The organism is Niveispirillum sp. KHB5.9 (assembly GCF_048066115.1).
GTDB lineage: Bacteria > Pseudomonadota > Alphaproteobacteria > Azospirillales > Azospirillaceae > Niveispirillum.
In genome coordinates this window covers 189,298-214,325 of record NZ_JBLTYX010000010.1, presented here as the reverse complement: position 1 = coordinate 214,325, position 25,028 = coordinate 189,298, and the positions used below count along the sequence as shown (strand labels likewise).

Genomic DNA, 25,028 nt, shown 5'->3' with positions numbered 1-25,028 from the left:
GACCGCGGATTGCCTGGGTTTCCTCAATTTATGAAACCAGTTGCATATAGCGTGATTGCGAGTTACCTGTTTTGCAATTAATTGCAAAACAGGGTGGAGACGAACACGCCATGTATCCTGAACTGCTGCGCCCGCTGGATCTGGGCTTCACCACCCTGCGCAACCGCGTGCTGATGGGGTCGATGCATGTCGGGCTGGAGGAAGCGCCGAATGGGTTCGAACGCATGGCCGAATTCTATGCCGAACGCGCGCGGGGTGAGGTCGGGCTGATCGTCACCGGCGGCATCGCCCCCAATGAGCGCGGCCGCCCTTCCCCGTTCGGTTCCACCCTGACCCATGAGGATGAGGCCGGGCACCACCGCATCGTCACCGAGGCGGTGCATCAGGAGGGCGGCAAGATCGCGATGCAGATCCTGCATTTCGGCCGCTATTCCTATCAGCCGGAACTGGTGGCGCCGTCGGCGCTGCAGGCCCCGATCAATCCCTTCGTACCGCACGCCCTGACCGGGGAGGAAGTGGAAGAGACCATCGGCGATTTCGTGCGCTGTGCGGCGCTCGCCCAGTTCGCCGGCTATGACGGTGTCGAGGTGATGGGATCGGAAGGCTATCTGATCAACGAATTCATCGCGGCCCGCACCAACCGGCGCGAGGATGAGTGGGGCGGGTCTTATGAGAACCGCATCCGCCTGCCCGTGGAGATCGTGCGGCGCATCCGGGCCAAGGTCGGCCCCAACTTTATCATCATCTATCGCCTGTCCATGCTGGATCTGGTGGAGGGCGGGTCGAGCCTGGAGGAAGTGATCCAGCTGGGCCAGGCCATCGAGGCGGCGGGCGCCACCATCCTGAATACCGGCATCGGCTGGCATGAGGCGCGCATCCCGACCATCGCCACCTCCGTACCGCGCGCCGCCTTCGGCTGGGTCACGCAGCTGCTGAAGGGCAAGGTGTCGATCCCGTTGATCGCCACCAACCGCATCAATACGCCCGAGGTGGCGGAGAAACTGTTGGCCGAGGGCGCTTGCGACATGGTGTCGATGGCCCGTCCCTTTCTGGCCGATGCCTTCTTCGTGAAGAAGGCACGGGAGGGGCGGGCCGACGAGATCAATAGCTGCATCGCCTGCAACCAGGCCTGCCTGGACCATACGTTCAGCGGCAAGATCACCTCCTGCCTGGTCAATCCCCGCGCCTGCCATGAGACCAAGCTGGTGATCGCCCCGGCGGCAACGCCCAAGCATATCGCGGTGGTGGGGGCCGGCCCGGCCGGCCTGTCCTTCGCGGTGACTGCCGCCGAACGCGGCCACAAGGTCACCCTGTTCGAGGCGTCATCCCGGATCGGCGGGCAGTTCAACATTGCCAAGAAAATCCCCGGCAAGGAGGAGTTCGCGGAGACCCTGCGCTATTTCAAGCGGCAGCTGGAACTGACCGGCGTCGATGTCCGCCTGAACAGCCGCGCGGATGCCGATATGCTGGCCGAGGGTGGTTTCGACGAGATCGTGCTGGCCACCGGTGTGGTACCGCGCAAGCCGGAGATCGAGGGCATCGACCATCCCAAGGTGCTGGGTTACCTGGACGTGCTGCGCGACGAGGTGCCGGTGGGCCGGAAGGTGGCGGTGATCGGGGCCGGCGGCATCGGTTACGACATGTGTGAGTATCTGGTGGAAAGCCACGAGCCGCCCTCGGCTGAACGCTTCTTCAAGCATTGGGGGGTGGACCCCACCTACAGCCGCGCCGGCGGCCTGGCCGAACCGGTGGTGGAGCGCAATGGCCGCCAGGTGATCATGATGCAGCGGTCGGCCGGCAAGCTGGGCGAGAAGCTGGGGCGCACCACGGGCTGGATCCACCGCGCGGCTCTGAAGGCCCATGGGGTGGGTACGGTCGGCGACGTCACCTATCGCCGCATCGACGATGCGGGGCTGCATGTCACCATCGCCGGCAAGGACCAGATTTTCGACGTCGACAATGTCGTGATCTGCGCCGGACAGGAGCCGTTGCGCGAGTTGCAAACGGCCCTGGAGGCCAAAGGCCGCAAAGTCCACCTGATCGGCGGGGCCGATGTCGCCGCCGAACTGGACGCCAAGCGCGCCATCAACCAGGGCACCCGCCTGGCCGCCAATATTTAACGAACGAAGGGAGAAGCCTGAGATGACCGATCACCCCATCCTGCACCCGTCCGTCGCCCGCTCGCTGGGTATCTGGCACACCATGGTCGCCAGCCGCGACCTGTCGGCTCTGCGCTCCATCACCCATCCGGATGCGATCTTCCGTTCCCCCGTCGCCTTCACCGCCTATCGCGGTGCCGATGCGCTGGTGCTGGCCATCGGCACCGTCATCCAGGTGTTCCAGGATTTCACCTATCACCGCACGGCCGTCACCGGTGACGGGCTGAACGTCGTGCTGGAATTCAGCGCCAGTGTGGAGGGCAAGGCGCTGAAGGGCATCGACTTCATCCGCTTCGATGAAGAGGGCCGGATATTGGAGTTCGAGGTGATGGTACGGCCGCTGAACGGGCTGCAGGCACTCGCCCTGGAGATGGGCCGCCGTGTGGGCCAGGAGATTTCCGCCTTCAAGGCCGTGCCTTGACGAAAGGTAGGCAATCTCCGTAGGTCAGGTCGAGCGGAGCGAGCCCTGACGGAGAAGCGTCAATGCAATGCTGTCAGGGCTCGCTCCGCTCGACCTGACCTACGATTGGACAGTTCCCATGTCCCTGCCTCACGCCCTGCTGACCGCCCTGATCGAACGCCCCGGTTCCGGCCTGGAGCTGGCGGGGCGGTTCGACCGGTCGATCGGCTATTTCTGGCAGGCCACCCACCAGCAGATCTATCGCGAGCTGGCCCGGCTGGAAGCGGCTGGCTGGATCGAGGGCACGGCTGTGGAAGGCGCCAAGGGGCGCAAGCGAGCCTATCGCGTGCTGCCGTCCGGCCGGAAGGAACTGGCCCGCTGGACCGTGGCGGGCCAGGAGCCCATGCCCATCCGGGACGAGGTGATGGTGCGGCTGCGGGCCGAGGCGGTGATCGGCCCGACAGCACTGGCGGACGCGTTGGCCAAGCTGGCCGCGCACCACCGCGAGCGGCTGGAGATTTATCGCGGGATCGAGGCCAAAGGCTTCACGCCCCCGCCTGACAGCCGTGCCCAGAAGCTCCAGCATCTGGTGCTGAAGGCCGGTATCGAGTACGAGCGGCTGCGCGCTGCCTTCTGCGAGGAGGCCATCGCTCTGATGCGGGACGAGGACTAAAAAGGCGCCCCACCGATGAGATGGGGCGCCTTTTCGTTTACTTCGCACCGTCGAAGAAGTCGTTGCCCTTGTCGTCGGTGATGATGAAGGCGGGGAAATCCTCCACCTCGATCCGCCAGATCGCTTCCATCCCCAGCTCGGGGAAGGCGATGCATTCAACCTTCTTGATACAATCCTGGGCCAGACGGGCCGCCGCACCACCGATGGAACCCAGATAGAAGCCGCCATGCTTCTGGCAGGCTTCCTTGACCACATGCGAGCGGTTGCCCTTGGCCAGCATGACGAAGGAACCGCCGGCGGCCTGGAACTGGTCGACGAAGCTGTCCATGCGCCCCGCCGTGGTCGGGCCGAAGGAGCCGGATGCGTAACCTTCCGGCGTCTTGGCGGGGCCGGCATAATAGATCGGATGGTTCTTGAAATAGTCGGGCAACGGCTGCCCGGCCTCCAGTGCGGCGCGCAGCTTGGCATGCGCACTGTCACGCGCCACGATCAGCGGCCCGGTCAGCGACACGCGGGTGCGGATCGGATATTGGCTCAGCACCTTGCGAATCTCGTCCATCGGACTGGTCAGGTCGATCCTCACCACGTCCCCGGACAGCGCCCCCTCGTCCACTTCCGGCAGGAAGCGGGCGGGATCGGTTTCCAGCTGTTCCAGATAGATGCCGTCCCTGGTGATCTTGGCCAGGGCCTGACGGTCGGCGGAGCAGGAGACACCGATGCCGATGGGCATGGAGGCGCCATGGCGCGGCAGGCGGATGACGCGGACATCATGGCAGAAATACTTGCCGCCGAACTGCGCGCCGATGCCCAGGCCCTGGGCCGCCTCGAACAAAGCCTTTTCCATCTCCAGGTCGCGATAGGCGTGACCGGTCTCCGAGCCCTGGGTGGGCAGGCTGTCATAGTAACGGGCCGAGGCCAGCTTCACCGTCTTCAGGTTCTGCTCCGCCGACAGGCCGCCGATGACCACCGACAGGTGGTAGGGCGGGCAGGCCGACGTGCCCAGCGAGGCCATCTTCTCCTTGATGAAGGGGATCAGGCGGTCGGGCGCCAGCACCGACGGGGTGGCCTGGAACAGGAAGGTCTTGTTGGCCGACCCGCCGCCCTTGGCCATGAACAGGAATTTATAGGCGTCCTCGCCCTCGGCGAAGATCTCGATCTGGCCCGGCAGGTTGGTGCGGGTGTTCCTTTCCTCATACATGGACAAGGGTGCGACCTGGCTGTAGCGCAGGTTGCGCTTCAGATAGGCGTCGCGCACGCCGTCGGACAGGGCGGCCTCGTCGGCCCCCTTGGTCCAGACCTTGCGGCCCTTCTTGCCCATGATGATGGCCGTACCCGTATCCTGGCACATGGGCAGGATGCCGCCGGCGGCGATCGACGCGTTCTTCAGCAGGTCCAAGGCCACGAACCGGTCGTTCGCCGATGCCTCGGGATCGTCCAGGATGGCGGCCAGCTGGCCCAGATGGCCCGGGCGCAGATAATGGTTGATGTCCATGAAGGCCGCTTCGGCCAGCAGGCGCAGACCTTCCGGCTCCACCTTCAGCACGCTCTCGCCGTCGAATTCGACGGTGGAGACGTAATCGCTGGTCAGCTTGCGATAGGGGGTGGTGTCGGCACCCAGGGGGAACAGGCTGAAGCTCTGCTTCACAACATCATCGGGCATCGGGGGTTGCTCCGGGGCTTTCGGGGGCGGCAGGCCGGGTGCCGCCGTTCATGCCGTTCACATAGCGCGACCAACGGCCCACCGCCAGGGGGCCGTTGGTCCGGGGGACATCACACCGCAGCGATGCAGACGATTTCCACCAGATAGCCGGGGGCGGCCATGCGGGCCTCCACCGTGGCGCGGGCCGGCGGGTTAGACTGATCCACCCAGGCATCCCACACCTCGTTCATCGCGGCGAAATTGCCGATGGAGGACAGGTAGATGGTGGTGGACAGGATCTTGGACTTGGACGAACCGGCCTCGGCCAGCAGCTTGTCGATGGCGGCCAGCACCTGGGTCGTCTGGCCCTTGATGTCGGCGCCGGTATCGTCGGCCACCTGGCCGGCCAGATAGACGGTGCCGTTATGGATGGCGGCTTCGCTCATGCGGCGGCCGGGATGCAGACGGGTGATGCTCACCGAACAGGTCCTTTCCGATGGAGGCCGCGCGCAATGGCGGCCGGCACCCAGCGGGATAAGGGGCAAGGACGCCGCCCGCAAGAGGCCCCCCGCAAATGCCAGTCATGCACCATGTGCCGGTTATTACAAAGCTGCCCACAAAATCCGTAGAAAGATTACGCCCGGATGGCGGAACCATCCGGGCACTCTCGACATCACTTCCGTTCCAGGACTGGCTTATTCGCCATCCACCGGATGGGGCCGGAGCGGCATATCCGCTTCCTTGGGAGTCAACATCCGGCCCATCTTCGGCCCGATCCATTTCTGGATATCGTCCATCAGCGTGAACATGGTGGGCACGAACACCAGCGACAGCAGGGTGGAGGTGATCAGGCCGCCGATCACGGCCACCGCCATGGGCTGGCGGAACTCCGTATCCGCCCCCCAGCCGGCGGCGATGGGGATCATGCCGGCCACCATGGCGATGGTGGTCATAATGATGGGGCGGGCACGCTTGGCACCGGCATCCAGCAGGGCCGCGCGCCGGCCCATCCCATGGTCGCGCATGGCCACGATGGCATACTCGACCAGCAGGATGGAGTTCTTGGTGACGATGCCCATCAACATCAGGATGCCGATCAAGGCGGGCATGGACAAAGCCATGTTGCCCAGCAGCAGCCCCGCCACCGCCCCGCCCAGCGACAGGGGCAGTGCGGTCATGATGGTCACCGGCTGGAAGAAATTGTGGAACAGCAGGATCAGCACCGCGATGATCAGCAGGAACGCCGTGCCCAGCGCCACCGCAAAGCCCATCATCATGATCTGCATCTGCTCGCCGCCGCCATAGGCCGGCTTGGAGATGCCGGCCGGCAGATGCGCCATGGAAGGCAGCGCATTGACGGCCTTCATCGCCTCGCCCAGCTCCGCACCGTTCAGGTCGGCCTGGACGGAGATGCGGCGGGCACGGTCGAACCGGTCGATCTGCACCGCGCCGGAGCCCATTTCCAGCGTCGCCACGGCCGACAGGGGCACGGTGGCGCCGCTGCTGGTGCGGACCCGCAGGTTGGCGATGGTATCCAGATCGCCACGGGCGACATTGTCCAGCTGCACGCGGATCGGCACCAGACGGTCGCCCAGGTTGAACTTGGCGGAGTTGGTATCGATCTCGCCCAGCGTCGCCACCTTCGCCACCTGCCCGATCGCCAGCACCGACACACCCTGTTCGGCGGCCCGTTCGAACATCGGCTTGATCTGGATCTCCGGCCGCTGCAGGGCGGCGGTGGAGGTGACGTTCTTCAGGATCGGCAGCGTCTGCATTTCCGCCAGCACCTTGTTGGCGTGGGCATCCAGCAGCGGGCCATTTTCCGAGGTCAGCATGATCGAGACGTCACGGTTGCCGAAGCCGCCCGTGGAATTGAAGGAGAAGCGCACGCCGGCGATCTTCTGCAATTCCGGCAGGACGCGGGTCTCGAACTCCTTCTGGTGGATACGGTCGCCGCGCGGCTTCAGCAGCACGATGATCGACCCGCGGCGCACCTGGCCGCCACGGCCGGCACGGGCCCAGGTGGTTTCCACCTCCGGCTGGGCCTTCAGAACGGTCGCGGCGCGCTGTACGGCGGCATCCATCTGCTCCAGGTTCACGCCGGGCGCCATTTCCATCTGCAGGTTGGAAAAACCGATATCCTGCGAGGGGATGAAGCCTGACGGCAGCATGGTGGCAAGACCGACCGAGGCGAAGAAGAAGAAGGTGCCGGCCGCGATGGTCTTCCAGCGATGGACCAGGCACCAGTCCAGCAGCTTCAGGTACCGGTGGGTCCAGGGGCCTTCCTTATGCTCCTCATCCTGTGACGGCTTCAGGAAATAGGCCGCCATCAGCGGCGTCAGCAGGCGGGCAACCAGCAGCGAGAACAGTACGGCCACCGCGACCGTGACGCCGAACGACTTGAAGAATTGGCCCGCGATGCCCGGCATGAAGGAGACGGGCAGGAACACGACGACGATGGTCATGGTGGTGGCCACCACGGCCAGGCCGATCTCGTCCGCCGCCTCCAGCGCCGCGGCGTAGGGCCGCTTGCCCTGCCGGATATGGCGGACGATATTCTCGATCTCCACGATGGCGTCATCGACCAGGATGCCGACCACCAGCGCCAGCGCCAGCATGGTGACGCCGTTCAGCGTGAAGCCGAACCAATCCATGACCAGGAATGTGGGGATGGTGGACAGTGGCATGGCCAAAGCCGAGATCAGCGTGGCCCGCATGTCGCGCAGGAACCACCAGACCACGCCCACGGCCAGCAGGGCGCCGATCAGCAGCGCCTCGATGGAGGCGATGTAGCTGTCCACCGTGTATTTCACGTTGGAGATGATCAGCTTGAAGGTCAGGTCGGGATAGTCCTTCTTCAGCTGCTCGATGACCTTGTCCACGCCCTTGGCGATGGTCACTTCCGAGGAATTGGGCGAGCGGCTGATGGCGAAGCCCACGGTGGGCACGCCGTCCAGGCGCGACACGCCCCGCAGTTCCGAGGTACCGTCCACGACATCGGCGATGTCGAGCAGGCGGACCTTGCGGCCGCCCGACACTGCGATCTCGACATTGCGCAGCTCGTCCACGCTCTGGGCGCGGCCCAGGGTGCGGATGGACTGTTCAGCGGCACCGATGGTGCCGCGCCCGCCCGGCATATCGACATTCAGGCCCATCAACTGCTGATTGACCTCACCGGCCGTGACGCCCAGCGCCATCATGCGGGCGGGATCCAGGTTGACGCGAATCTCGCGGTTCTGGCCGCCCAGCCGTTCCACCTCACCCACGCCGTCCACGCGCTTCAGCGAGCGGGCCAGGTCGCTGTCGATCAGCCAGGAAAGCTGTTCGACGCTGCGGTGGGTCGAGGTGACGGCGTAATAAAGGATGGCGTCACCGGTGACGTCCAGCCGCTGGACCTGCGGTTCGTAGATGTCCTGCGGCAGGTCGGAGCGGATGCGGCTGACGGCGTCACGCACGTCATTGACGGCGCGGTCGGTGTCATAGCCGATCTTGAATTCGATCGTGGTGTTGGAATAGCCGTCGGTGATGTTGGAAGAAACGTGGTCGATGCCCGTGATGTTGGACACCGCATCCTCGACCTTCTTCGTCACCTCCTGTTCCAGTTCGGACGGGGCCGCACCCGGACGCGACACACCCACATTGACGACGGGGAAGTCGATATCCGGATTGCCGGTGATGTCCATCTTCATGAAGGACACCAGACCGGCCAGGGTCAGGATGATGAACAGGACGATGGGTGGTACGGGATGGCGGATGGCGACCGCCGAAATATTGCCACGGCTCATGTCCGTTGCCCTTTCTTGAGCGGTCGTCAGTTGGCGGGAAGCGGGTTGACCTTGTCCTTGGGCGTCTCGGTGATAATCACCTTGTCACCCGTCTTCAGGTATCCGGCACCGGTCAGCACCACCTGCTCACCAGGTTGAACGCCGGACAGGATGGACAGACGGTGACCGTCGCGCGGGCCGGTCTGCACTTCGCGCGCGGTGACGGTGTGATTGCCCTTGTCGTCCTTGGCGGCGTTCACCACCACGGCCCAGCTCCTGGCATCGCGATAGACGACGGCCTCTTCCGGCAGGATGGGGGCACTCTGCGTGCCGGTCTGCACCTTCGCACTCACGAACATGCCGGGGCGCAGGCCGGGATCGTGCGGTACTTCGATCTTCACCGTGCCGATGCGGGTCTTGACGTCAACGACCGGGGAAATGATGCGGACGGCGCCGACAAAGGGCTTGCCATTGATATCGACCGCCGACAATTCCGCCATCTGGCCGACGGCCAGCTGACGCAGATCGATCTCCGGCACTTCGGCCAGCAGTTCGACGCGGTCATCGCGGATGATGCGGAACAGCTCCGTGCCGCCGGCCGACATCACGGCCCCCAGGCGGGCATTGCGCCGGGCGACGGTACCGTCGGTGGGGCTGCGCACCTCCGTCTGGGCCAGGCGCGCGATGGCCTGCACCTTCGCGGCCTCGGCCACGCCGACGCGGGCCTTGGTGGTCAGCGCGGTGGAGCGGCGGGCATCCAGGTCGCGGGTGGAGATGGCACCGGTGCGGGCCAGTTCCTCCGCACGGCGGATATTGGCATCGGCTTCGGTAGCCAGGGCCTGGGCCTCGCGCAGCGAGGCCTCCTTCGACAGCAGGTCGGCGCGCAGCACCTTGTCGTCGAACCGGGCCAGCAGCTGGCCGGCCTTGACCTTGTCACCCTCATCCACCAGCACCTCGGTGATGGCCAGACCGGAGGTCTGGGTGCCGATGGGGAGTTCGTCCCAGGCGGCCAGCGAGCCGGTGACCAGCAGCTGACGCGGCACGTCGCCGGCGGCGGCGGTCACCGTGGTCACGGACAGGATGCTGGAGCTGTCCTTGTCGCCATCGGCGGCGGCAGCGGCGGCAGGCTTGCCGTCGGCCGCGGGCTTGGACTTCAACGCCACATAGAGGCCGGCGCCGGCCACGGCCGCGATCACCGTGCCCAGCAGGATCCATTTCAGCTTCGACGGGCGGCGGCCGCCCGGCGGGGTCCAGCGCTGGCCACCCGTAAGGTTGGGCCGGGCGTCATTGCCATCATGGCCAGGGCGGGAATGGAGAGGCTGCACCGTCATATCGTTCACCATCGTCGGGGCCGCGACAACGGGCGCGGCTTCCGGGCGAGGGCGATCCATCGCGGATAACCGCCCCCTGCGGCACTCCACGCTCCCCCCGTCCTGTTTGCGGACATTACATGCGGAAATTTATGGCGGAAAGTCACACATGGTTTCACGGATGTAACGAATCATTACGAGACCCATCCAGCACTTATGCATATTTCTGTTACACTGGCGCTCTTGTGATGGCGGTCACGGACGAAGCGTGTCGATGATGAAACCGGTCGTGAACGCGGAGAACAGCGTCGTCAGCATTGTCGAGCTGGCCGTCCGCGCCACGTGGCTTTCATAGCGCTGGGCAAATAAGAAAGCGTTCATGCCACTGGGCATCGATGCGGTTGTCACAGCCACCGCCAGGGTCAGGGGCGGCAGGTCGAAAAGGTAACGGCCTGAAACAAATACCGCCGCCGGCAGCACGAACAGCTTCACCATGGTCATGAACAAGGTGCGCCCCACCAGATCGGTGACGGTCAGCCCCACCAGGCTGGCACCCAGTGCGAACAGCGAACAGGGCACCGCCGCTTCCCCCAGCATGCGCACGATGGCATCGATGGGGCCGGGGATGGAAAAGCCGGCGGTACCGAAAGCCAGGCCGGACAGGATGGCGACGATGACCGGATTCTTCACCAGTGCCACCAGCGTCTGGACCAGGATGCGCGGGATGCCCCCGCCCCTGCCGGCCCTGGAGGCCTCGGCCAGGATGGTGGCGATGCCGATCAGCCAGGCGGCATGGCCGGTGACCAGCAGCAGCATCTGCTGCAATCCCGCCTGACCGAAGGCGGCCAGCATCAGCGGCACGCCCACCAGCACCGTGTTGGAGAAGCAGGAGCCCAGCATCAGGGTCGCCGCCCCGCCCAGCGTCTCCCGATAGACCCAGCGGGCGTAAAGGAAGCTGGCGGCCATGACCAGGGTCAGCGCCAGATAATATGAGGCCACCAGGTCCATCTCGTCCCCGTGCGGCAGGCCTCTGGACGCCATCGACCGGAACAGCAGGCAGGGCAGCGCCAGATAGAAGATGAAGTTCGACAGCGACTTGGCGAAATCGGCGGGAAACAGGGGCGGCCGCCCCACGAAGAAGCCGATGGCCACCAGGCCGAACACGGGCAGGATGATGTTGAGGATCGTATCCATGCCCTACCCTTTGCGTGCCAGAAGCCGGATGGCCGTCAGCGACAGGACCAGCATGGCGCCCACGACAGCCACCAGCCCGCCCCAGCCCAGCACCGCCCAGACCACCCCCCCGGCCACCCCCACCAGGCTGGACCCCATGTAATACCCAAACAGGTAGAGGGAGGAGGATTGGGCCTTGGCCCCGGTCGGCGCCAGCGCGCTGACCCAGCCGCTGGCCACCGAATGCGCCCCGAAAAAGCCGAAGGTCATCAGCCCGATGCCCGGCACGACGGCATAGAGGCTGTCGGGCAGGGTGAGCGCAATGCCCAGCCCCATGACCAGGACGGCGGCGGCCATGGTGCGCGGCCGTCCCCACAGGGCCGTCAGCCGTCCGATGCTGGACGAGGATCCCATGCCCAGCAGATAGGCGCTGAAGATCAGCGCCACCACCGATTGCGGCAGGTCGAAGGGCGGCAGCAGCAGGCGGAAGCCCATGTAATTGAAGATGGTGATGAAGGCGCCCATCAGCAGGAAGCCCTGGATGAACAGCAGGCGCAGCCTGCCATCGGCCAGCGGTGCCGCCAGCGCCCGCAGCATCAGGCCCGGCCGCGATGGTCGCCGCACCCAACCGGCCGACACGGGCAAGGACCGCCACACCGCGAACGACGCCGCCAGCCCCAGCAGGCCGGCCCCCACGGTCGCCGCCTGCCAGGGCAGGAAATCGACCGCGACCCCGGTGACCAGCCGCCCCGCCATGCCGCCCATGGCCGACCCGGCGACATACAACCCCATGGCCCGGTCCAGGGCCGCGGGATGCATCTCCTCCCCCAGATAGGCCATGGCCACGGCCGGCAATCCGGCCAGGGTCACCCCGAACAGGGCGCGGGCCAGCAGCAGCCCGTGCCAGGACGGGATGATGGCCGTGACCAGGGTCAGCAATGCCGAGATGGCGAGCGAGGCCACCATCACCGGCTTGCGCCCGAATATATCGGCCAGGGCGCCCGACAGCAGCAGGGAGACCGACAGGAAACCGGTGGCAAGGGACAGCGCCAATGCCGCCTCCGCCGGCGCCACATGGAAGGCGTCGGCCAGCAGCGGCAACAGTGGCTGCACATGATAAAGCAAGGCGAAGGTGGAAAAGCCCGCCGCGAACAGCGCCAGGGAGACCCGGCGGGCCTCCGGCGTGCCGGTGCGGATGCCGGTCATGGCGCTGTAGGGCGGCGGGCTTTCCGCCATCACTTGTAGTCGATGCGGATGCGCGATGCCGCCTCATGCGCGGTGGCCCGCGCCTCGTCCGTGTCGGTGCCACGGGCCAGGGCCACGCCCATGCGGCGATAGGGGCGCGTCGTCGGCTTGCCGAACAGGCGCACATCCACCGCCTGGTCCGGACGGCCCGTGAACAGGGCGGTGGCCAGGCCGGAGAAGCCGAATTCGCTGGCATCGCGATCGGCCAGGATCACGGCGCTGGCCGACGGGCCGTTCAGTTCCACGGCATGGATGGGCAGGCCCAGGATGGCGCGGGCATGCAGGTCGAATTCCGACAGGTTCTGCGATGTCAGGGTCACCATGCCCGTGTCGTGCGGGCGGGGGGACAGTTCGGAAAAGATCACCTCGTCCTTCGTCACGAAGAACTCCACCCCGAAAATGCCGTGGCCGCCCAGGTCGTTGACCACCTTGGCCGCCATGTCCTGCGCATCCTTCAGCAGCGCCGGGGTCATGGCCATCGGCTGCCAGCTTTCCTGGTAATCGCCGCGCTCCTGCCGGTGGCCGATGGGTGGGCAGAAGACGATGCCGTCCTTGGTGCGCACGGTCAGCAGGGTGATCTCGTACTCGAACGGGATGAATTCCTCCACGATCACCTTGGCCCGGTCGCCACGCATATTGGCGACGGCGTATTTCCAGGCGGTCTCCAGCGCATCATCGGTCTTCACCGTGCTCTGGCCCTTGCCGGACGAGGACATGACCGGCTTGATGACGCAGGGCAGACCGGTATGGGCGACGGCTGCCTGCACCTCGGCGAAGCTCTCGGCATAGCGGTACTTGCTGGTGCGCAGGCCCAGATCGACGGCCGCCAGCTCGCGGATACGGTCGCGGTTCATGGTCATCTGCGTGGCGCGGGCCGACGGCACCACCGTGAAACCTTCGCCTTCCAGCTCGGCCAGCATCTCGGTACGGATGGCCTCCACCTCCGGCACGATGAAGTCGGGCCGGTGCTTCTCCACGGCGGCGCGCAGCTTGTCGCCGTCCAGCATGGGGAACACCTCCCGCCCGTCGGCCACCTGCATGGCCGGTGCATTGTCATAGGCATCGCAGGCGATGACCTGCGCGCCCAGGCGCTTGGCGGAAATGACGAACTCGCGGCCCAGCTCGCCGGAACCCAGGAGGAGGATTTTCGCCGTGAAAGCCATGGTCGTCCCTTCCAATTCAATGTCCCTCCCGAATACAGCCTTCGCCTGACGACAACAGCTAGAGAATTCTCAAACGCACCCAGCCCCGGCGGCATGGCTCTCTCCTGAAGTTGCAATTTCACGGAAATGATCCACGCCAACCTTCAAATTGCCCGTTTCCGGAAACAAAACTCAACCTGCACCCAGGGCCAAACCCGATAGGGGGCACCCACAAGAGCACACACCTCTGGAGCGTGCAAATGGCATCCCGCAATCCCTATTGGACCAGTACGATGGCCAACCAGCTGGTCAATACCAGCAGTTGGAAACAGCCCGACGGCGGACTGGTTCCCGTCCTCCAGTCGGACGGGGCAATCACCGCCTCCCTCGGCGGCACCCTGGAAACCACCGAGGTCGACGACTTCATCGATGTGCAGCTGACGGCGGGGAACACCTACCTGTTCCTGTCCAGCTCCTCCTCCTACACGACGACGCTGGCCATCTATGACGATGCCGGCTATCTGCTGACCTTCACCGACGGTGAGACCCTGGGCCTTACCGAACCGCTGCGCGCCGACACCATCGTCAATTTCACCGCCAGCTATACCGGCACCTACAAGCTGTCCGTCGGGTATGAATATGTGCCGGGTGCCTTCGGCTTCTACGGCGTGGGCGTAACGCAGACCGCCGCCGCCACGGTGCCCGGCGTGACGCTGACCGGCACCGACGGGGCCGACACCCTGCGCGGCGGCGCCGGCAGGGACACGCTGAATGGCGGGGCCGGGAATGATCTGCTGATCGGGAATGGGGGTGACGACCTGTTGACCGGCGGGGCCGGTATCGATGCGGCCCTGATCAGCACCGGCAACACTGCCGCCACCATCAGCCGTTCGGGCAGCCAGACCATCGTCACCAGCGGCGCCGGCCGCGACACGCTGGACGGCGTTGAATTCCTGGTCGTCAACAATGACACGGTCAAGCTGCTGGCTTCCGTGACCGTCGCCTCGGTCAATGGTGGCCTGTTCGACGAGAATTTCTACCGCACCCAGAATCCCGACGTGGACGCGGCCATCAAGGCCGGTCATCTGGCCAGCGGCAAGGACCATTTCCTGGCTTACGGCCAGTTCGAGGGGCGCAATCCCAACATCCTGTTCGACAGCGCCTTCTATCTGGCCAAGAATCCCGATATCGCCGCGGCGGTGCGGTCCGGCAACACCACCGCCTGGCGGCATTTCCAGGATTATGGCTGGAAGGAGGGTCGCGATCCCTCCGCCTTCTTCGACACGTCGGATTACCTGGCCACGCACAGGGATGTGGCCCTGGTCGGTGTCAATCCGCTGGACCATTTCCTGCTCTACGGCGTCAACGAGGGCCGGACGCTCCACCTCTCCGACCAGGCCGGCTTCACGCTCTGATCCCCGCCGCGAGGGCACGGCACATGTCCGCCGTGCCCTCGTCCAGCGGGAAACAGCATTCGATGCGCAGCTCGTCCAGCGTCACATCATAGGGCGTGGCGAAGCTGGTGATGGTGGAGAAGAACTGGAACCGCCCGCCGTCGGGGTGGCGAAGAACCGTGGTGACCATCGGCGACGGGCCGGCCGACAGGTCGCGGAAGCGCCAGCTGGCCGGCACGTCGGGAAAGCGCAGGCATTCGTCCAGCAGCGCCTTGGCCGCCCGGTCGGCCGGGTTCATCGCCACCTCCTGGTAGAGATGGCGCAGCAGGTCACCGGCGATCTCGTGCCAGTTCCCCACCGCATCACGGAAGGGACCGGGCGCGAACAGCAGGCGGATCATGTTGTCATGTTCGGGCACCGCCCCGCGCATCACGCACTGGTTGACCCGCGCCGCCGCCCCATTGGCCTGAACGATGTTCCAGCGCCGGTCCAGCACGAAGGCCGGATAGGGTTCCTGCTGGGCCAGAATGGCCTCGATCGCCTGTTTCATGCCCACCAGCTTGGGCGTGCCCAGACCGGTTTCCCGGAAGATGGGCGCGAACCCGCCCGCCACCAGCAGGGCGTTGCGCTCCCTGAGCGGCATTTCCAGCGCATCGGCCAGACGCATCAGCACCTCGCGGCTCGGCTGCGCCTTGCCCGTCTCGATATAGGAGAGGTGACGGGCCGATATCTCCGAATCCAGGGCGAGGTCCAGCTGGCTGAGCCGCCGTGCCGCGCGCCATTCACGCAGCATGACGCCCAGGCTGGCGCCGGAAAGGGAGGGTGCGGGGAGGGGCTGCGGCTTGCTCATGGGGGTCAAGCGTAAGCGGCGACGGGTACCGAAGACAATAACCTCCCAGGTCATATCGCCATGACCGGGGGCGTCATTGAGGCGATGACGGGACGGCGGCACCTTCCGGTCAACATCACGACGAACCGGAGCCGCCCCATGAACCGCCGCACTTTCGCCCTTTCCGGCCTGGGCCTGCTGGCCGCCACCGCCCTGCCCGCCCGTGCCGCCGGTACCGGTGGCGCCCTGGATGCCAAAGGCTTCCACGCCTCCCGCCGCTTCCTGCCCACCCCGTTCGGCGATATCGCCTATGTGGAGCGGGGCAAGGGTCCGGCAGCATTGTTCCTGCACGGCTTTCCCCTGAACGGGTTCCAGTGGCGGGGGCAGCTGGAGCGTCTGTCGCCATACCGGCGCTGCCTGGCGCCGGACTTCATGGGCCTGGGCTATACCAGGCCGCGGGCGGGCCAGAGCCTGGCGCCGGCCGCACAGGCCGACATGCTGGCCACCTTCCTGGACGGGTTGGGCGAACGCTATGTCGACCTCGTCGCCAATGACAGCGGCACGGGCGTGGCCCAGCTGTTCCTGCTGAAATATCCCGACCGAGTACGCAGCCTGCTGCTGACCAATGGCGATACGGAGATCGACTGCCCGCCACCGGCCCTGCTGCCCGTCATCGACCTGGGCAAGAAGGGCGCCTTCGCCAGGCAATGGCTGGCCCCCTGGCTGGCCGACCATGATCTGGCCCGTTCCAAGGACGGCCTGGGCGGCCTCACCTTCACCTATCCCGACAAATTGTCCAATGCGGCCATCGACATGTATCTGGGCCCGCTGGTCGCCAACCAGACCCTGACCAACGGCTATGCGGTGGCGCTGGAGGCCAATGCCCTGGCCGGCACGGCGGCGGCCCTGCGGGAAAAGGGCCAGCCCGTGCGCATCGTCTGGGGCATGGCCGACCCCACCTTCTCCCCCAAGGGTCCCGGATATCTGGACGCCCTGTTCCCCAATTCCGGCGGCGTGCGGGAGGTGCCGGGCGCCATGCTGTTCTTCCCGGAGGAATTCCCAGACCTGATCGCGGAAGAGGCGAAGAAACTGTGGGGTGTTAATGCATGATTACAGGATATCCCAAGAATCTGTATCGTCAGATTTTTGATCATTCTCACTGTAATCAATTCCGTGAATATTCGTTATTCTCAAGAATTTCATCCACTCCTCATTTTTCTTTCTATCTGGTATCCGCAGCACAACACCAGTTCCAAAATCATTCACCATGATAGATTTATGCTCTCCGACATATTGCAAAACAGACGAAAGAACGTACTCCTTGCTAAGTTCCGTTATCAGGAGTCTAATTTGGGAAAATGGCTTAAATAATTCTCCTATATTACCCAATGCAGCATCAACGTCAGCATAAACTTGCGATATATTTTCACGATTACTCGTATTTGCAAGGTCGTAAGTGACCATGAGAACTCTATATTTACCACCGATAATGTCAGCCACCTTTACCAAGACCCCCTCCCCATAGGTTGATACATTATCGTATTATATATACCAATTAATCACAACAACGAACACCAGTCTTGACCAGCTTTTGCCGTCACCGTAAGCCTGTCGCATCATGACAGAGCCCAGCGCCCCCCTGATCGACACCCTGTTCGCAACCCGCCTCTACCGTGCCGAACTGGACGGGGTGGAGGCGCTGAACGACGAATTGGCCGCCTGCTGCCGGTCCGCGGCGGAGGACGACATGGCCGGCCAGAAATGGTCGGCCAGGAACGGGTATACCGGTTACACATCCTATTCGTCGCTGGACGACCTGCCCTGGCGCTTTCCGGCCGTGAAGACCCTGAAGGCGCATCTGGACCGGCATGCGAAGGCCTTTGCCAAGCTCCAGGAATGGAACCTGGGCGACAAGAAGCTGGAGCTGGACAGTTTGTGGATCAACGTGCTGGACCCCGGCGGCTTCCACGGGTCGCATATCCATCCCAACAGCGTGATCAGCGGCACCTATTACGTGGAAATCCCCGACGGCGCCTCTTCCATCCGGTTCGAGGACCCGCGCCTGGCCCTGATGATGGCCGCCCCGCCGCGCAAGCCCAAGGCGGCGCGGGAGCTGCAAACCAGCATCCCCGTGGCGCCCAAGGCCGGGACGCTGATGATGTGGGAAAGCTGGCTGCGGCACGAGGTGGTGCTCAATCAGGCGGAGAGCGAGCGCATCTCCATCAGCTTCAATTACGCTTGGCGGTGAAGCCCAGTGACATGAGTTTCCAACTCATGTCACTGAAGGCCGGCGACCGCCGGCCCGGCGCACATGCGCTCGTCAAGCCAAGCCGCCGGATGGCGGCGCCCGGCGCCTGAGGGAATATGCAAAGCTCATCTCCGGATCGTCTTCTTCTTGGACGATGTCGTGGCATTCTCGACATCGTCCAGATAGACGATCAGGTTCAGGGTACCGCCGATCACCTCGACGAACTTGTTCGACATGGACGGCAGGCGGATCTTCCGGTCGATGCAGTAATTGACCAGCGAGGCCGCCAGTTCGGCCGCCGACCGGTTGATGGTCGTGCGCTTGCCCTCATTATCCTCGATGACCAGTTGCGCGCCGACCGGGTCCTCGCACAGTTCCAGGCCCACGATCTGCCCCACGGGCAGTTCCAGGCGCTGTTTGCGCATCAGGTCGATGATGGCCTGCATGGCTTCACGTTCCGTGAAGCCCAGGGTACGCATCTCCTTCACGGGGCAGCCCTTCCGTTCCGCATCAGTATTTGGTTCAACATTAAAGTGCGATCGCTTCAAATGGAATCATTTGAAGCGTGAATCGCACGGCAAACCGGACTCTCCGCTGAAAGCGCCCCCGCCGGTCAACCCAGCGATTTCTCGACCTCCAGCCCGGCAATGTCATGCAGGCGCAGCAGGCCCAGGACAGTGCCATCCCTGTCCACCACGGGCAGGACGTTGATCTGGTGCGGCGTCTCCATGATCTCCAGCGCCTCCAGCGCCGTCGCGTCCGGCCCGCAGGTGCGGCGCACGGGGGCCGTCATGCAGGAGCCGGTATCCCGCTCCAGGAAGCTCTTGCCATGGGCGGCCAGGCCGCGGCGGATATCGCCTTCCGTCACAATGCCGGTCAGGCGGTTGCCGGCATCCACCACCAGGGCGGCACCATTGGGATGGCGGGTCATGGCCAGCAATGTTTCGAAGATCGGCTGCCCCGCCTGGACCAGGGCCACACGTTCCGGCGCCTTGACCATCAGGTCATCGACCTTGCCGGCCAGCACGATGCCCAGGGTGCCGCCGGGATGGTTCTCCCCGTAATGGGCGATGGTGAAGCCCCGGCGCTTGGCCACCGCCACCACCAGCGCATCGCCCAGCGCCAGCATGGCCGTGGTGCTGGCGGTCGGCAGCTTGGTCTCCGTCGCCTCCCGCTCCACATGGCAGCGCAGCGTCCAGTCCGCGATGCGCGACAGGCCGGACGGCACGCGCGACACCATGGCCGCCACCTTCACCCCGCGCCTGACCGCCACCTTGCCCAGGTCGATCAGTTCCTGGGTCTGGCCGCTGTTGGACAGAAGGATGACCATATCCCCCTCGCGCAGAGCCCCCAGTTCCCCGTGCAGCGCGTCCAGGGCCGAATAATAGAAGGCCGGCACTCCGACCGAGGCCAGCTTGGACGCCAGCAGCCGGGCGATCAGGCCCGACTTGCCCACGCCGGCCACCAGCGTGTTGCCATGACCCCCGGCGATATGCGCCACCGTGGCCAGGAAGTCGGCATCCAAACTGTCAAGCTGGGCCAGCACGGCCTTGGCCTCGATCCGCAGCAGGTCGGATGCTGCTTCCAGGGCGGGGTCTTTGGGCGAAGTCATGTCTGTTCCCGTCGGGATGGGTGGGGCTGGCACGGATGTAGGGCCCAGGGTCCGTCGCCGCATCCCCCCTGATGCGGGGGACAGGGCTGCGGTCAGGGGATGGTGTCGGCCATCTGCCCCTGGATAATGTCATGGAAATGGCGGATGCGATCCTCGTTCACCCCCAGCAGGGCCGCCCCGTCCACATGACGCAGGCCAGCCCCCACGGCGGCACAGACGGCCCGGTCCTCCGCCAGAAGCTGGCTGTTCAGTGCCGCCAGATGGCTGGTGACGGCGGCCATGGCGGCCTTGCTGGCACCCTCGCGCGCGTTGGCCAGGCACAGGCGGTAACGCAGGGTGAAACTGTCCGGTCCCGTGGGTTCCAGCGTCTGCACGCTCATCATCCGGCCGGCGGTGACGCCGATGGCCAGGTTGGGGAAGAGCAGCAGATGGACATAGCCCTCGACATCCGCCAAAGCGTCGACCGGCATCAGGCCCAGCCGCTTGCCCGCCCCTTCCCACCAGCGCAGCGCCTCCGGCCGGATACCGGCGTAACCGACCGAATGCGGGCCGGACGGCACGACGCGCCAGGACCCGTCCACCACAGTGCGGAAACTGTCGGGATGCACGGCGTCGACGTGATAGACTTCCAGCACATTCTCCACCCCGACCTTCCAGTTCGCATCCCAGGGCTGGGCCTCCTGGGAGAAGGGGGCGGACATGCCGTCCGACAGGGCCGCCAGCAGCCCGGCCTGCGGGCCCAGCCAGTCGGCCAGCGGCGGCCCGCCCGGCATCACCCGCACGAACAGGAACCGGCCCACCCGGTCCAGCTCATAGCGTTTCAGGGAAAGCGCCCGCTTGCCCTCCCGGTCCAGGCCGAAACATTCCCTGTTGCCGGGAATGCCAACCGGCACACCGTCGCGATCATAGGTCCAGCCATGATAGGGGCAGCGCAGCGGGCCCCCATCCGTCCCCGCCTCCCCCGCCCGCAGCCGGGCGAAACGGTGGGAACAGACATTGCGCAGGGCCCGCAATTCCCCGTCGAAATCCTGGACCAGCACCGGCTCGCCCGCGATCTCCCGTACCAGCCAGGAACCGGGGGTGGACAGTTCGTCCGTGAAGCCCACGAACTGCCAGTGGCGGGCGAACAATGCCCGCCGCTCCGCCTCCAACCGGGCGGGATCGCGATAATCGGCGGCGGTCAGGGCAGCGGGGCGGGCCAGCATGGGAAATCCCAAGGGATTGTGACGGGCACAGCCTGCACCGGCATGGCCCTTCGCGGCAAGGCGGCATTGCGCCGCCGCGTCACGCCGCCAGCCAGCGGGTCATCTGCGGAAAGGGCGGCAGGCCATTGGATTGCAGCATGGCCATGATCCCGCACGGACCCGTCATGCCCAGGCGCGCCAGATGCCCGATGCCGAAATTGTTACCGCTTTCCAGCAGGTGCAGGAACCGCACCTGCTGTTCACCATCCATGCGATAGCCGCCGGCGAAGAACAGGGTATCGGGCGGCAGGTCCAGCGCCCGCAACGCCGCATAGGACCAGGCCAGCGCCATCACCTCCGTCTGGTCGATGGCCGTACGCAGCAGCGGGTCGGGATCGTCGCCCGCCAGCGCCCGCAGGCTGGTCTCCAGATCGTTGCCCAGGCCGGCCCGCAGCCGCGCCGGCACCGTGGCCATGTGCCCCGCCTCATGCAGCAGATCGCCGGAAACATAGAGATGCTCCGGATCAACCCGCAATCCGCCATCGGCGATGGTCACACCGGGCAGGAACCCGGCCGGCCCGAAGGGCCCGACCTCCACCGGCAAGCCGATGCCGCGCAGGAAATCCACGATCCGGTCGAAATGTTCCGCCGCCAGCATGGCGCCCCTCAAGGTTGCTGCCTGGCCAAAGACATTAAACCATCGCGTGATGGCTTTCTATGCCGGCGGGGGGGGGGGGACGGAACGTCACAGGGCCTCGGCCGCCACCTTCAGCGTGACCTTGTGGGTCGCGGTGCCGAACCAGCCCAGCACCGTATTATGGTGGTCGATGATCTGTTCGAAGGTCAGGCTGCCCATGTCGCAGGTCGTGTGACCGTCCGACACCAGGGTGACGTCGAAGCCATGGGCGATGGCGCTGCGCACGCTGGTATCGATGCAGAAGGGCGTCATGCAGCCGCCGATGATCAGATGCCTGATCCCGCCATCCAGCAGCGCCTGCTTCAGCCCGGTATCCAGGAAACTGTCGCAGGTGGTCTTGTGCACCACCAGTTCACCCGGCGCCGGGGTCAGCTCGCGGCGGATTTCCCAACCGGGCGTGCCCTTGGCCAGACGGTGATCATCCTGCGCGTCATGCTGCACATGGATCAGGGTGGCCCCGGCGGCACGGGCGCGGGCCTGCAGATCGGCCAGACGGGCAACCACCCCGTCCAGGGCCCTGGCGGCGGCTTCGAACCGGGGGCCTTCGCCCTCCGGCAGGATGCCTTCCTGCACATCGATGACGATCAGGGCGGTTTCTTTGGCGGCTTGCATTGTTTTCGCTCCCTGCTTTGGCGTCGGAATCCGGAAAGCTCTAACCGAGATTTGTATCTGAATCATTTCAGCGGGTGGTGCGACCCTTGCGATGGGCGGGGGATACGCTACGCTGCCAACGCAATCCAAAGGCCCTTGACGGGCGAAGAAACAAGGAACGAACACGGTGCGGATCATCGGACATATCGCGCGCGGCAGCGCGCTCGGCCTGGTTCTGGCCCTGGCTTCCATCACTGCCCAGGCGCAGACGGCACCGGCCAAGGTGGAGCGTATCCAGAACGGCAATATCGCCACGGAGAATATCCCGGCCGTCGATGCGGCGCTGGGCGAGAAACTGGCCGCCTATCTGTCGGCCCGGTCCGCCAACCTGCTGGACTGGACGCCCGACGGCAAGGGCATCCTGATCACCACCCGCTTCGGCGAGACGTCGCAGCTGCATCTGGTCGGCGGCCCGATGATGGACCGCCAGCAGCTGACCTTCGCGGCCGAACCGATCACGTCGGCCGCCTTCAGCCCGGCCAAGGGCTCCACCGACCTGGTCTATGTCTGGGACAAGGGCGGGTCGGAGAATTTCCAGTTCTTCCACCTGGACATCGCCACCGGCAAGAACACCCTGGTCACCGACGGCAAGTCGCGCAACCAGGGTCTGGTCTGGAACCACAAGGGCGACCGTTTCGCCTTTTCCAGCACGCGCCGCGACGGCAAGAACACCGATGTCTATGTCGGCGGGCTGAAGGATGCCGCCACCGTCGCCCCGCTGGTGGCGCAGACCGGCTCCTGGGGGGCCGTGGCCTTCTCCCAGGACGACAAGAAGCTGCTGGTCGGCCAGTATATCGCCATCACCAAATCCTACCTGTCGGTGGTGGATGTGGCCTCGGGCCAGTTGACCCGCATCAAGCCGGACAAGGACACGATCGCCCTGACCGGTATCGGCTTCTCCCCCGACGGCAAGGGCGTGTTCCTGACCTCGGACGAGGAAGGGGAGTTCAAGCGGCTGGGCCTGCATGACCTGGCCTCGGCCAAGACCACCTGGATCACCGCCGACGATCCCTGGGACGTGGAGGAAGCGGTGCTGTCGCAGGACGGCACCCGTCTGGCCTATGTGCTGAACGAGGGTGGCTGGTCCACCCTGCGCGTCATCGACACCAAGAGCCTGAAGCCGGTGAAGCTGCCGGCCCTGGCCAAGGGCATCATGGGCGGCATCGGCTTCAGCCCCGATGGATCGAGGCTGGCCGTGACCCTGACCACCCCCACCGCCCCTGCCGACGTGCATGTCGTGGATTTGGGCAAGGGCAGCATCGAGCAATGGACGAAGAGCGAGGTGGGCGGCCTGAACACGGGCCTGTTCGCCGATGCCAGCCTGATCCAGTTCCCCACCTTCGACAAGCAGCAGATCCCCAGCTTCGTCTTCAAGCCGAAAAACGCCAGCGGGAAACTGCCGGTCATCATCCTGGCCCATGGCGGGCCGGAGGGGCAGAGCCGCCCGAATTTCAGCGCCACGGTGCAGTTCTGGGCCAATGAGCTGGGGGCGGCCGTGCTGCTGCCCAACATCCGCGGCTCCGAAGGCTACGGGAAGACCTATCTGGGCCTGGATAACGGCTTCAAGCGCGAGGACAGCATCAAGGATATTGGGGCGCTCATCGATTGGGTCGCCACCCAGCCCGACCTGGACAAGGACAAGGTGGTGATCGCCGGCGGGTCCTATGGCGGCTATGTCACCCTGGCGTCGATGACCCATTTCAACGACAAGCTGGCCGGCGGCGCCGACACGGTCGGCATCTCCAATTTCATCACCTTCCTGGAGGCCACGGCCGAATATCGCCGCGACCTGCGCCGCCCGGAATATGGTGACGAGCGTGATCCGGAGATGCGTGCCTTCTTGCAGAAGATCTCGCCCCTGACCAACGTGGCGAAGATCACCAAGCCCATGCTGGTCATCCAGGGCTATAACGATCCCCGCGTGCCGGTGGGCGAGGCAGAGCAGATGGTGGCCGCCATCCGCAAGAATGGCGGCGATGTCGGTTATGTCCTGGCCATGGACGAAGGCCACGGCTTCAAGAAGAAGTCGAACCAGTTCGTCGCCATGATGGCCCAGGCGCAGTTCTTCCAGAAGGTGTTCGGGCAGAAGAAGTGAGGAATGGCGGCGGGAGGGGTGATCACCCCTCCCGCCGCACCGTCATTGCTTCCCCCGCGGAAGTTTGGGCCGTGAGGGCTTTCGCAATATCCACCGTCACCCCGGCGGAGGCCGGGGCCCAAGTCGTAAAGCGAGGTGCTTGTCATCTGGGCCCCGGCCTCCGCCGGGGTGACGGTAGAGAGGGTGGCAACGAGGGTGCCCAAGAGTTCCTCGAAGATCTCGCGAAATCCACCCCCCCCCCTCACTTCCCCTTCCCATCCAGCGCCAGATTCAGCAGCAGCACATTCACCCGCGGCTCCCCGATCACGCCCAGCAACCGGCCTTCGGTATGCTGGTCGACCAGGGCCCGCAACGCCGCCTCTTCCACCCCACGCGCCTTGGCAATGCGGGGCACTTGATACAACGCACCCTCGGGCGTGATATGCGGGTCCAGCCCGCTGCCGGACGTGGTGACCAGATCGACCAGCACCGGAGTGGCGGCGGAAGCGCCCAGCTTCTCCGCCTCCCTCTTCACCCGCTCGATCAAGGGCGCGCTGGTCGGCCCCAGGTTGGAGCCACTGGAGGCACCGGCATCATAGCCGGCACCCGCCGCCGACGGGCGGGGCTGGAAATAGCCTTCGCCGGTGAAGCCCTGCCCGATCAGGGAGGAGCCGATGACGCTCCCATCCTCCCGCCGGATCAGGTTGCCCTCGGCCTGCGACGGAAACAGGCCCTTGCCCACCCCCGTCATCAGCAGCGGATAACCCAAACCAAGCAGCAGCGTGAACAGCACCAGCAGCACCAGGGCGGGACGCATTTCTCTCAACATTTCCA

At 65.3% G+C, this 25,028-nt stretch carries 22 protein-coding genes; 7 read left to right on the top strand and 15 right to left on the bottom strand.

Annotation, left to right across the window (positions count from 1 at the left end):
• Nucleotides 1-110 precede the first annotated feature (110 nt).
• The 3 genes from ACM9HJ_RS17795 (at nt 111) to ACM9HJ_RS17785 (ending at nt 3,232) form a co-directional block, all read left to right on the top strand.
• On the top strand, nt 111-2,120 hold the full coding sequence (locus tag ACM9HJ_RS17795; protein WP_416573102.1) for an FAD-dependent oxidoreductase: 2,010 nt from the start codon (nt 111-113) through the stop codon (nt 2,118-2,120).
• 22 nt (nt 2,121-2,142) lie between these two features.
• Nucleotides 2,143-2,580: a nuclear transport factor 2 family protein gene (locus tag ACM9HJ_RS17790; protein ID WP_416573101.1), complete on the top strand. Its 438-nt coding sequence runs from the start codon at nt 2,143-2,145 to the stop codon at nt 2,578-2,580.
• Nucleotides 2,581-2,698: 118 nt separating this feature from the next.
• Nucleotides 2,699-3,232: a PadR family transcriptional regulator gene (locus tag ACM9HJ_RS17785; protein ID WP_416573100.1), complete on the top strand. Its 534-nt coding sequence runs from the start codon at nt 2,699-2,701 to the stop codon at nt 3,230-3,232.
• 37 nt (nt 3,233-3,269) lie between these two features.
• Here the strand turns inward: ACM9HJ_RS17785 and ACM9HJ_RS17780 are convergent, their stop codons facing one another.
• The 7 genes from ACM9HJ_RS17780 to purT form a co-directional block, all read right to left on the bottom strand.
• Complete coding sequence (locus ACM9HJ_RS17780; protein WP_416573099.1) at nt 3,270-4,892, bottom strand: fumarate hydratase; 1,623 nt, start codon at nt 4,890-4,892, stop codon at nt 3,270-3,272.
• A gap of 110 nt (nt 4,893-5,002) precedes the next feature.
• Entirely contained in the window at nt 5,003-5,350 is a 348-nt protein-coding gene (locus tag ACM9HJ_RS17775; protein ID WP_416573098.1) for a RidA family protein, read from the bottom strand.
• Between the two features lie 216 nt (nt 5,351-5,566).
• Nucleotides 5,567-8,656, bottom strand: a complete 3,090-nt coding sequence (locus tag ACM9HJ_RS17770) for an efflux RND transporter permease subunit (protein ID WP_416573097.1) — start codon at nt 8,654-8,656, stop codon at nt 5,567-5,569.
• Between the two features lie 26 nt (nt 8,657-8,682).
• Nucleotides 8,683-10,026 carry an efflux RND transporter periplasmic adaptor subunit gene (locus ACM9HJ_RS17765; protein ID WP_416573096.1) on the bottom strand — a complete coding sequence of 448 codons (1,344 nt, stop codon included), beginning with the start codon at nt 10,024-10,026 and terminating at the stop codon, nt 8,683-8,685.
• Nucleotides 10,027-10,200: 174 nt separating this feature from the next.
• Nucleotides 10,201-11,139, bottom strand: coding sequence for an AEC family transporter (locus tag ACM9HJ_RS17760; protein WP_416573095.1), 939 nt, complete (start codon nt 11,137-11,139; stop codon nt 10,201-10,203).
• A gap of 3 nt (nt 11,140-11,142) precedes the next feature.
• Nucleotides 11,143-12,354: an MFS transporter gene (locus tag ACM9HJ_RS17755; protein ID WP_416573094.1), complete on the bottom strand. Its 1,212-nt coding sequence runs from the start codon at nt 12,352-12,354 to the stop codon at nt 11,143-11,145.
• On the bottom strand, nt 12,354-13,526 hold the full coding sequence (gene purT / locus ACM9HJ_RS17750; protein ID WP_416573093.1) for a formate-dependent phosphoribosylglycinamide formyltransferase: 1,173 nt from the start codon (nt 13,524-13,526) through the stop codon (nt 12,354-12,356). Before purT ends, ACM9HJ_RS17755 begins: the two co-directional genes overlap by 1 nt.
• A 239-nt stretch (nt 13,527-13,765) precedes the next feature.
• On the opposite strand from purT, the gene ACM9HJ_RS17745 reads away from it, so the two are divergent.
• On the top strand, nt 13,766-14,920 hold the full coding sequence (locus tag ACM9HJ_RS17745; RefSeq protein WP_416573092.1) for a hypothetical protein: 1,155 nt from the start codon (nt 13,766-13,768) through the stop codon (nt 14,918-14,920).
• Here ACM9HJ_RS17745 and ACM9HJ_RS17740 read toward each other — a convergent pair.
• Nucleotides 14,910-15,749, bottom strand: coding sequence for a helix-turn-helix domain-containing protein (locus ACM9HJ_RS17740; RefSeq protein ID WP_416573091.1), 840 nt, complete (start codon nt 15,747-15,749; stop codon nt 14,910-14,912). The two genes, ACM9HJ_RS17745 and ACM9HJ_RS17740, sit on opposite strands and share 11 nt — an antisense overlap.
• Before the next feature lie 138 nt (nt 15,750-15,887).
• On the opposite strand from ACM9HJ_RS17740, the gene ACM9HJ_RS17735 reads away from it, so the two are divergent.
• Nucleotides 15,888-16,838 carry an alpha/beta fold hydrolase gene (locus ACM9HJ_RS17735; protein WP_416573090.1) on the top strand — a complete coding sequence of 317 codons (951 nt, stop codon included), beginning with the start codon at nt 15,888-15,890 and terminating at the stop codon, nt 16,836-16,838.
• Here ACM9HJ_RS17735 and ACM9HJ_RS17730 read toward each other — a convergent pair whose 3' ends face one another.
• Nucleotides 16,839-17,228, bottom strand: coding sequence for a hypothetical protein (locus tag ACM9HJ_RS17730; RefSeq protein WP_416573089.1), 390 nt, complete (start codon nt 17,226-17,228; stop codon nt 16,839-16,841). It lies immediately after the preceding gene.
• Nucleotides 17,229-17,346: 118 nt separating this feature from the next.
• Here ACM9HJ_RS17730 and ACM9HJ_RS17725 point away from each other — a divergent pair, with 118 nt between their 5' ends.
• Nucleotides 17,347-17,976, top strand: coding sequence for a TIGR02466 family protein (locus ACM9HJ_RS17725; protein ID WP_416573088.1), 630 nt, complete (start codon nt 17,347-17,349; stop codon nt 17,974-17,976).
• Nucleotides 17,977-18,101: 125 nt separating this feature from the next.
• Here ACM9HJ_RS17725 and ACM9HJ_RS17720 read toward each other — a convergent pair whose 3' ends face one another.
• From ACM9HJ_RS17720 to ACM9HJ_RS17700, 5 genes are all read right to left on the bottom strand, one after another.
• Nucleotides 18,102-18,464, bottom strand: coding sequence for a hypothetical protein (locus tag ACM9HJ_RS17720; RefSeq protein ID WP_416573087.1), 363 nt, complete (start codon nt 18,462-18,464; stop codon nt 18,102-18,104).
• Between the two features lie 125 nt (nt 18,465-18,589).
• A complete protein-coding gene (locus tag ACM9HJ_RS17715; RefSeq protein ID WP_416573086.1) occupies nt 18,590-19,588 on the bottom strand; it encodes a KpsF/GutQ family sugar-phosphate isomerase in 999 nt (332 codons plus the stop codon).
• Between the two features lie 92 nt (nt 19,589-19,680).
• Nucleotides 19,681-20,793, bottom strand: a complete 1,113-nt coding sequence (locus ACM9HJ_RS17710; protein WP_416573085.1) for an aromatic ring-hydroxylating oxygenase subunit alpha — start codon at nt 20,791-20,793, stop codon at nt 19,681-19,683.
• A gap of 79 nt (nt 20,794-20,872) precedes the next feature.
• Nucleotides 20,873-21,430: a hypothetical protein gene (locus ACM9HJ_RS17705; protein ID WP_416573084.1), complete on the bottom strand. Its 558-nt coding sequence runs from the start codon at nt 21,428-21,430 to the stop codon at nt 20,873-20,875.
• Between the two features lie 87 nt (nt 21,431-21,517).
• Complete coding sequence (locus tag ACM9HJ_RS17700; protein ID WP_416573083.1) at nt 21,518-22,081, bottom strand: cysteine hydrolase family protein; 564 nt, start codon at nt 22,079-22,081, stop codon at nt 21,518-21,520.
• Between the two features lie 166 nt (nt 22,082-22,247).
• Here ACM9HJ_RS17700 and ACM9HJ_RS17695 point away from each other — a divergent pair, with 166 nt between their 5' ends.
• A complete protein-coding gene (locus ACM9HJ_RS17695) occupies nt 22,248-24,215 on the top strand; it encodes a S9 family peptidase (RefSeq protein ID WP_416573082.1) in 1,968 nt (655 codons plus the stop codon).
• 241 nt (nt 24,216-24,456) lie between these two features.
• Here the strand turns inward: ACM9HJ_RS17695 and kdpC are convergent, their stop codons facing one another.
• The gene (gene kdpC, locus ACM9HJ_RS17690) at nt 24,457-25,023 is read right to left on the bottom strand and encodes a potassium-transporting ATPase subunit KdpC (protein WP_416573081.1); all 567 of its coding nucleotides are present in this window, start codon (nt 25,021-25,023) and stop codon (nt 24,457-24,459) included.
• Between the last annotated feature and the right edge of the window lie 5 nt (nt 25,024-25,028).